This window comes from Streptomyces sp. MBT53 (genome assembly GCF_016654115.1).
GTDB lineage: Bacteria > Actinomycetota > Actinomycetes > Streptomycetales > Streptomycetaceae > Streptomyces.
The window spans coordinates 1-7,480 of record NZ_JAEQAZ010000295.1 but is presented as its reverse complement, the minus strand read 5'-3'; the positions used below and the strand labels follow the sequence as shown (position 1 = coordinate 7,480).

Here is a 7,480-nt window from a genome sequence, read left to right as displayed (position 1 = left end):
GCATCACATACGCCGCCCCCGCCCCCGCCCCGAACAGCGCCGCGAACGACACCCCCGTCGCGAGCCACGTCGTGCCGAGCCACTGGGCGCCGTAGTAGCCGAGCGCCACGCTGTACGCCGCCCAGGACAGGCCCGCCAGGGCCGACCAGGGGAGGAAGTCGCGGGCGCGGCGGTGGGCGGCGCCCGCGCCGAGGGAGACCACCGAGCGGCCGGCGGGGGCGAAGCGGGCCAGGATGACCAGGGCGCCGCCGCCGCGGGCCAGGGCGTGGCCGAGACGTTCCTGCGCGGTGGTGAGCCGGCGGGAACGGGAGATGGCGCGGTCGAGGCGTTCACCGCCCAGCCAGGCCAGGCGGTACGCCATCAGGTCGCCCAGGACGGACGCGGCGGCGGCGGACGCGATCAGGGCCAGGATGCTGGGAACCTCGTGCGGCACGGGAACGGCGTCGGCCGCCGCGCCGGTGCCCGCTGCCGCCGCCGTGGCCGCCGCGACGACCAGGACACCGCTCGGCAATACCGGCAGGAACACATCAAGGAGGACGGACACGGCGATCATGGCGTAGATCCATGGGCTGCCGGTCAGCGACCCCACACTCTCGAACAACGCATCTCCCCGTGAACTCCCCCGTGGGCCGCGGCAGCAGCGGCCAGTGACAGCCATACAGCGTACGCCTGGGTGGGGACAGGAGATTCACGGGGGGCACGTGTGATCGGCACAGCTTGTTCACTCGGCTGCCCCGTCCCGAGGGGCGGGGCGGGCCCGCATCCCGTAGCAACGTAAAGGGGATCAAAGCACACCTGAACGTGAGGAACGGTACAGATCATGGTGGCAGGCATATGTGCGGGCGCCGTCGTCGCGGCCCTACTGGCGAGCGGCACCGGCGGCGCGGGAAGCACCGGCAGCCCGGACGGCTACGCGATGCGGACGGACGCGCGGTTCGCGCCGGTCGCCGCCCTCCTGCCGTCGGCGGCGGTGACGTACGACACGAAGCTCGTCCCCGCCGCCGCGTGGATCGAGGTGGGTCAGCGGACGACGGTGGGCGGTGCCACGACCGTACGGCTGCGGGTCGACGGGATGGTGCCGGGGCACGCGTACGCCGTCCATGTGCACCAGAAGCCGTGCGGCGCCGACCCCGCCGCCGCGGGCGGGCACTTCCAGCACAAGCCGTCCACCGACCCGGCCGACGTCACCGCCGACAACGAGGTCTGGCTCGACTTCACGGCCGACGAGCACGGCGCCGGTGAGGCGAGCGCCCGGCACGACTGGAACTTCCGGGAGGGCGAGGCGTCCTCCGTCGTGATCCACGACATGCCCGGCAGCCGCGTCCGCGCCGCCTGCTTCACCGTGCCGTTCGGCTGGGCTCCCTGAGCCGGGGATACGACGACCAGGGGCGGGCGTCGGCCGACGGCGTCCGCCCTGTCGTCGCGGCACGCAGGACCGCTCGCGCCACCGCGTCGGCGTCCGACAGCGTGACCGAGTCCACGCCGGGCCGGGCGCCCGCCGCGGTCACCCAGTGCACGCCCTCCGTGGGCACCCCGAACGCGAACCGCCGTGCGTGCGCCCGCCCCTGACGGTCTATCAGGCGGTACGGGCGAGCCGTCACATCCAGCCCGCCCGTCTCGTAACCGTCCACGGTGTGTGGCCGGCACCCGCCCGTCCTCAGCAGCCGACCGAGCAGCGGGTCGGCGGTGCGCCGCAGGTCCGGTTCGGGGAGACGTGCTTCCACGAGCGTGGTCACCCGCACCGCAGAGCCCGGTATCGCGGGGGAGCGCGCCACCCAGGCGCCGTCCGCCTCCCGCACCTCCAGCCGCGGCCCGAGCACCTCCACCACACCCGCCGCCACCAGCGCGGCCAGCTCCTCGATACGGCGCCGGGGCGGGCCGATGGACAGGAACGCGTTGAGCGGGGTGTACCAGCGGTCCAGATGGTCGCGGCGCGAGTCGCCCGCGAGGCCGCGGTGGTCGACGACCAGCCGGAGTTCGTTGCGCAGATCCCGCAGCACGTCCAGGGCGGCCTTGAGCGGTCCGTCCACATTGCCGAGCGCGGCCTGCGCGGCGTCCTCGCGCAGATACGCCAGCAGCCAGTTCCGCCAGGCCGCCGGGTCGTCGAGAGCGCGGTCCGGGTACGGGCGGGACAGCCGGTCCCAGCTCCAGCGTTCGGCGGCGGGGACCCCGAACTCGTCGAGTATCAGGGCCTCTTGGGGATCGCGGTGCGGGACGGCGAGGAAGCGCCCGGTGAACTCGGGGCGGCGGGAAGGCCGTAGCGTTCGTAGCAGCGTGGAGTAGTACACCGTCTCCACCTCCTTCGCCACCAACGGCCATATCTCCGTGCGGAATTCGGGAGGCTCGCCGGAGTCGGCGCGTTTGCGGAAGGCGGCTATGGCCTCCGGGGTGAGGACGAGAGGGGTGTGGCGGCCGTGCGGGCCCTTCGCGTTGTCGCCGCGGGCCTGATACGGGATGCCTCGGCGTGAACCGGCGTACAGGCGGGGCTCGTTGCCGGAGGGCAGGTAGCGGAGCGAGCCGTCCTGCGCGCCGACGAAATGGCCGCCCCTGCCCGTCGTCAACAGGGCTGTGTGGTCGGAGAAGTTGAGACCGAGACCGCGCAACAGGACTGGTTCGCCGGGCTGTACGGCGGTCAGGTCGGCGTCGGCCGGGTTGGCGGGTGGGAGGTAGCCCAGGCCGTGGTGGCAGGCGTAGGCGGCGAGGCGCTGTCGGGTCGTGTCGCCGAGCGTCGGGAGGTGGCCCTGGGCCAGGACCACCGCCGAAAGGGCGGACAGGGTAAGGCCGTTGTCCAGGGTGAGGGACTGGTGGCCGTCGGGTGTGTCGTCGAGCCGTACCGCGCTCGCCCGGTGTGTCGCGACCTCGACGGAGTCCGGCGCCTCGCGGACGGTGCGGGCGAACACCCACTCCAGATAGCGGCCGTAGTGGGCGCGGGTGGGGTAGTCGTCGGGGTGGAGTTCGGCGGGGGCCCACTCGTGCAGGCTCGGGCCGGGGCGGATCGGGCCGGAGCAGTCGACGCTGTCGTCGGTGAAGAGGGTGACCTGGGAGGCCACGGTGTTCATCAGCAGTTCGGGGGACTGCGCGGAGCGCCAGACGCGGCCGGGACCCGGGGGCGCGGGGTCGACGACGTGGACGGTGAGCCGGGTGCCGGGCGGGAGGAGTTCGGGAGCCGAGGCGCAGAGTCGTTCCAGGACGCTGGTGCCGCGCGGACCGGCGCCGACCACGGCGACGGAGACGGTTGCCGGCTCGTCGTCGGACTCGTTCACTGCGGACAAAGGGGGGACTCCCGGGCGTGTGGGGCGCATTGGAGCGGACCGCCCACCGGAAGCGGACGGTCCGCCTCATCATGCCCTCAGCGACGTCACGGGGATGTGAGTGGGGACTCCTCGACCGTCCTCAGCGTCCCGTCCGCCCGGGCCTGCTCCAGCCGCAGCCGGGCCGAACGGCCCTGCAGCGTAAGGGTCATGAGCTGGTTGCCGAACCAAGGCCCGCCCGTCTTCCGCCACTTGACCGAGGCGTCGGCGCAGCGGCCGTGCCGGGTGAAGCGGCGGCCCAGGCCACGGGCGACGGCACTCCAGCCGAAGCGGAAACCGACCCGTATGTAGGCGGGGATGGAGTTGTGGACGGGGGAGCAGGTCAGCTGCAGGACGCGTGAAGTCGGGCCGCCGGTACGCCACTTGGGCTCGGCCACGTACGCGTGGTGCACGTCCCCCGACAGCACGAGCACCGACGCCGGTGCCGCCTCGCCCGACCCCACCTCGGCGATCAGCCCCGCCAGCTCCTCGAAGGAGTCCGGGAAGGCCGCCCAGTGCTCCAGGTCGGCGGCCCGCCGCAGCTTCTCGCCGAACTCGGCCCAGCGGGCGCCCCGTTCACCCTGGCACAGGGCCGCGTCCCAGGACTCGGCGTCGTGGATGAGATGCGGCAGCAGCCAGGGCAGTGAGGTCCCGATGAGGAGGTGGTCGTAGGAACCGGGATCGGCGAGCGCCTCGGTGCGCAGCCAGTCGGCCTCGCCGGGGTCGAGCATCGCGCGGTGCTGTTCGTCGAGGACGCGGGCCGCCCTGCTGTCCACCATCAGCAGGCGTACCCGGCCGAAGTCGCGCCGGTAGCTCCAGCGGACGGAGGCCGGGTCGGCGTCCGCCTTGCAGGCGAAGGCACGGAGTTCGTCGGTGCCGTCGGGGACGCTGCGGACCGCCAAGTAGAGGGGATCGGCGGCCAGTTCGGCGGGGGAGAGGTTCCCCAGGTGCTGGTGCACCCAGTACGACATCAGTCCGCTGAGCAGCCGTTCGCGCCACCACGGGGTGGCCCGCATGTCCGCCAGCCAGGAGGCGGAGGTGTTCCAGTCGTCGATGACGTCGTGGTCGTCGAAGATCATGCACGACGGCACGGTGGAGAGCAGCCAGCGGATCTCGGGATCGAGCCAGGACTCGTAGTAGAGGTGCGTGTACTCCTCGTAGTCCGCGACCTCGCTGCCCGGGGGCTCGCTCAGGTCGCGGCGGGCGGAGAGCCAGCGGCGGGTCGCGTCGGAGACCTCGTCGGCGTACACCTGGTCGCCCAACAGGAGGAGTACGTCCGGCCGTTCGGCCTCCGGGTCGCGCGCGATGCGCGAGGCCAGCGTGTCCAGGGCGTCCGGGCCCACCGGGTCGTGGTCGTCGGCGGGCGGCGCGGCCCACCGGCAGGAACCGAACGCGACACGGACCGTGCCGTCGGCGTCAGGGGTGTGGATCGCGGAGGGCGGGAACGGCGAGTCCGGCAACGGCCACACCCGCATACCGTCCAGGAGGACGTCGTACGGCGTCGAGGTCCCGGGTGTGAGGCCCTCCACCGGCACCAACGCGTAGTGGTGGCCCGCGACTTGGAAGGTGCGGGCCGTGCCGGCGGCCCCGTCCGCGCAGCGCACCTCGGCGGTGCACGGACGGCTCGCCTCGACCCATACGGTCGCGGACGAGCCGTCGGCGTAGCGAAGCAGCGGTCCAAGACGCAGTCCGGCCACGGGTGATCACTCTCCTCCGTCGCCCCGTACGGTACGGAACGACGGAGGTCAGCGACTAGGTTTCCGGGCTCGGGCTGTCGAAAGAGGATCAGCAGCCGCTGAGGACCGAGGTCAGCTTGGCCTTCTCGGCGGTGTCGACCGACAGGTCGTAGTAGTACTTCACCTGCACCCAGGCACGGACGTACGTGCAGGCGTACGAGGTGAGCGGGGGCATCCACTCGGCCGGGTCCTGGTCGCTCTTGGACTGGTTGACGTTGTCCGTGACGGCGATCAGCTGCGGCCGGGTGATGTCGTTGGCGAAGGCCTGGCGCTGGGCGGTGGTCCAGTTGCGGGCGCCGGAGTCCCAGGCCTCGGCGAGCGGGACGAGGTGGTCGATGTCCAGGTCGGAGGCGGCGGTCCAGGTGGCGCCGTCGTAGACCGAGTACCAGCTGCCGCTGGTCGCGGTGCACGCGGAGTTGGTGACGACGTTCGTACCGTCCCGCTTGAGGATGTACTCACGCGTGTTGCAGGTGCCGCTGATCGTGATCCAGGTGGGGAACAGGTCACGGTCGTAGCCGGTCCGGACCTCGGTCGCGACGGTGAGCGAGGCGAGGTAGGTGCGGGCGGTGGCGGCGCTGACGGGGGTGGGGAGGGCGGCGGAGGCGGTCGGGCCGTTGAAGAGTGCGACGGAGGCTATGAATCCGGTAAGAGCCGCGAGTATGCTCAGCCGTCGACGCGCGTAGAACTTCGGCATACGAACTCCCTTGTGGTGGGGGGATGTTGGAGTGCGAGCGAAGGAATGATTGCGGTGCCGTGTTGCGGCCGGGTGTGCGTTCGGTAAGAAGTTAGTGACGCGGGCATGACAAGACAAGGTTTACGGTCGAACTTGTCGTCGCGTACAGTTATCGGCGCAGAAGGGGAGTAGCTCTTCGCCGGACCGTCGACATACTGCTCAGCTCGTCTGAGCCGGCGCCCGGAGGACGACCACTTCGTGGATCGGCCAGCGAGACCTTCGGCAACGCAGTGCACCATCCGTGTGTGCTGCCGTGCCGAGGTGTCCGCAGACGGTTCACGCACTCTCGGTGGGGCAGTACCCGACCGATTGAGGAACCTTGATCAGCATCAGCGTGACGGCGCTCGTCTTCGGCGTCGTCTTCCTGGCCGAACTCCCCGACAAGACCGCACTCGCCGGACTCGTCCTCGGCACCCGCTACCGCGCCTCGTACGTCTTCGCCGGCGTCGCCGCCGCGTTCCTGCTGCATGTGGTGCTGGCGGTGGCGGCCGGAAGTGTGCTGACCCTGCTGCCGCAGCAGCTCGTGGCCGCCGTCACCGGTGTGCTCTTCCTGGGCGGGGCCGCGGTGCTCCTCTTCAAGAAGGGCGACGACGACGAGGAGGTCCGGGCGCCCAAGGATCAGTCCTTCTGGAAGGTCTCCGGCGCCGGGTTCATGCTCATCCTGGTCGCCGAGTTCGGTGACCTGACCCAGATCATGACGGCCAACCTCGCGGCCCGCTACGACGACCCGTTCTCCGTCGGTCTCGGCGCGGTGCTCGCGCTGTGGGCGGTCGCCGGGCTGGGGATCGTGGGCGGAAAGGCGCTGATGAAGCGGGTGCCGTTGGAGTTGATCACGCGGATCGCGGCGGTGCTGATGCTGGCGCTCGGGGCGTGGAGTCTGTGGGAGGCGGTGGCGGGCTGAACGGGCTGAGCCCCGTGTGCGAGCTGAACGGTGAGTGAACTGTTTCGGGAGGCGGTGGCGCGATGCCGGTCCGGTTTTGTACCGTGGGGAAACAAAGTGGCTCCCGTCCGTTCACCCTGACCGACGGACGGGGCCACCTTGTCCCACCGGGGGCCACCCTGAACCCCCTCTCCGTTCCGTTCCTTGGAGCCTGCCGATGACGGCCACCACCGTGCTCACCGCCCGCGCCCTCCTGCTGGACATGGACGGCACCCTCGTCGACTCGCACGCCGTCGTCGAGCGGATCTGGCGGCGCTGGTCCGAGCGGCACGGGCTGAACGCGGACGAGGTCATGAAGGTCGTGCACGGCCGACAGGGCTACGCCTCCATGGCGCTGCTGCTGCCCAGCCGGCCCATGGAACAGAACCACGCCGAGAACGCCCGCATGCTCGCCGAGGAGACCGCCGACGTCGAGGGCGTCGTCCCGATCCCGGGCGCGCCGGAGTTCCTGGCCTCGCTGCGGGGCCTGCCGCACGCGCTGGTGACATCGGCGGACGTCGCGCTCTCCACGGCCCGGATGGGCGCGGCCGGGCTGGAACTGCCCGACGTCCGGATCACCGCGGAATCGGTCGGCGCCAGCAAGCCCGACCCGGAGGGCTTCCTCAAGGGCGCCGCCGAACTGGGCATCGCCCCCGCGGACTGTGTCGTCTTCGAGGACTCCGGTGCGGGGATCGCGGCGGGGCGCGCCGCGGGGATGCGCGTGGTGGGGGTCGGACCGCAGGCCGCGTATCACCAGCCGGATGTGCTGGTGCGGGATCTGCGTGCGGGAGCGCGATGACGC

General features: G+C 71.6%; 7 protein-coding genes. 3 read left to right on the top strand and 4 right to left on the bottom strand.

Annotation, left to right across the window (positions count from 1 at the left end; genetic code table 11):
- On the bottom strand, positions 1-601 hold a 601-nt coding region (locus JHN45_RS48585), incomplete at its 3' end, for a DedA family protein (RefSeq protein ID WP_236584938.1).
- 219 nt (positions 602-820) lie between these two features.
- Here JHN45_RS48585 and JHN45_RS48580 point away from each other — a divergent pair.
- Positions 821-1,366 (top strand): superoxide dismutase family protein, encoded by a 546-nt coding sequence (locus JHN45_RS48580; RefSeq protein ID WP_201055875.1) that lies wholly within the window; start codon positions 821-823, stop codon positions 1,364-1,366.
- Here JHN45_RS48580 and JHN45_RS48575 read toward each other — a convergent pair.
- The 3 genes from JHN45_RS48575 to JHN45_RS48565 form a co-directional block, all read right to left on the bottom strand.
- Positions 1,338-3,302, bottom strand: coding sequence for an FAD/NAD(P)-binding protein (locus JHN45_RS48575; protein ID WP_374195690.1), 1,965 nt, complete (start codon positions 3,300-3,302; stop codon positions 1,338-1,340). The genes JHN45_RS48580 and JHN45_RS48575 overlap by 29 nt on opposite strands.
- Positions 3,303-3,358: 56 nt before the next feature.
- The gene (locus JHN45_RS48570) at positions 3,359-4,987 is read right to left on the bottom strand and encodes an alkaline phosphatase D family protein (RefSeq protein ID WP_201055870.1); all 1,629 of its coding nucleotides are present in this window, start codon (positions 4,985-4,987) and stop codon (positions 3,359-3,361) included.
- 88 nt (positions 4,988-5,075) lie between these two features.
- Positions 5,076-5,720: an HNH endonuclease family protein gene (locus tag JHN45_RS48565; RefSeq protein ID WP_019067131.1), complete on the bottom strand. Its 645-nt coding sequence runs from the start codon at positions 5,718-5,720 to the stop codon at positions 5,076-5,078.
- 358 nt (positions 5,721-6,078) lie between these two features.
- Between JHN45_RS48565 and JHN45_RS48560 the strand changes: the two genes are divergently transcribed.
- Together JHN45_RS48560 and JHN45_RS48555 are read left to right on the top strand one after the other, a co-directional pair.
- A complete protein-coding gene (locus tag JHN45_RS48560; RefSeq protein ID WP_200717676.1) occupies positions 6,079-6,660 on the top strand; it encodes a TMEM165/GDT1 family protein in 582 nt (193 codons plus the stop codon).
- A 196-nt stretch (positions 6,661-6,856) separates the two neighbouring features.
- Positions 6,857-7,477, top strand: a complete 621-nt coding sequence (locus JHN45_RS48555) for an HAD-IA family hydrolase (protein ID WP_201055868.1) — start codon at positions 6,857-6,859, stop codon at positions 7,475-7,477.
- Positions 7,478-7,480 lie beyond the last annotated feature (3 nt).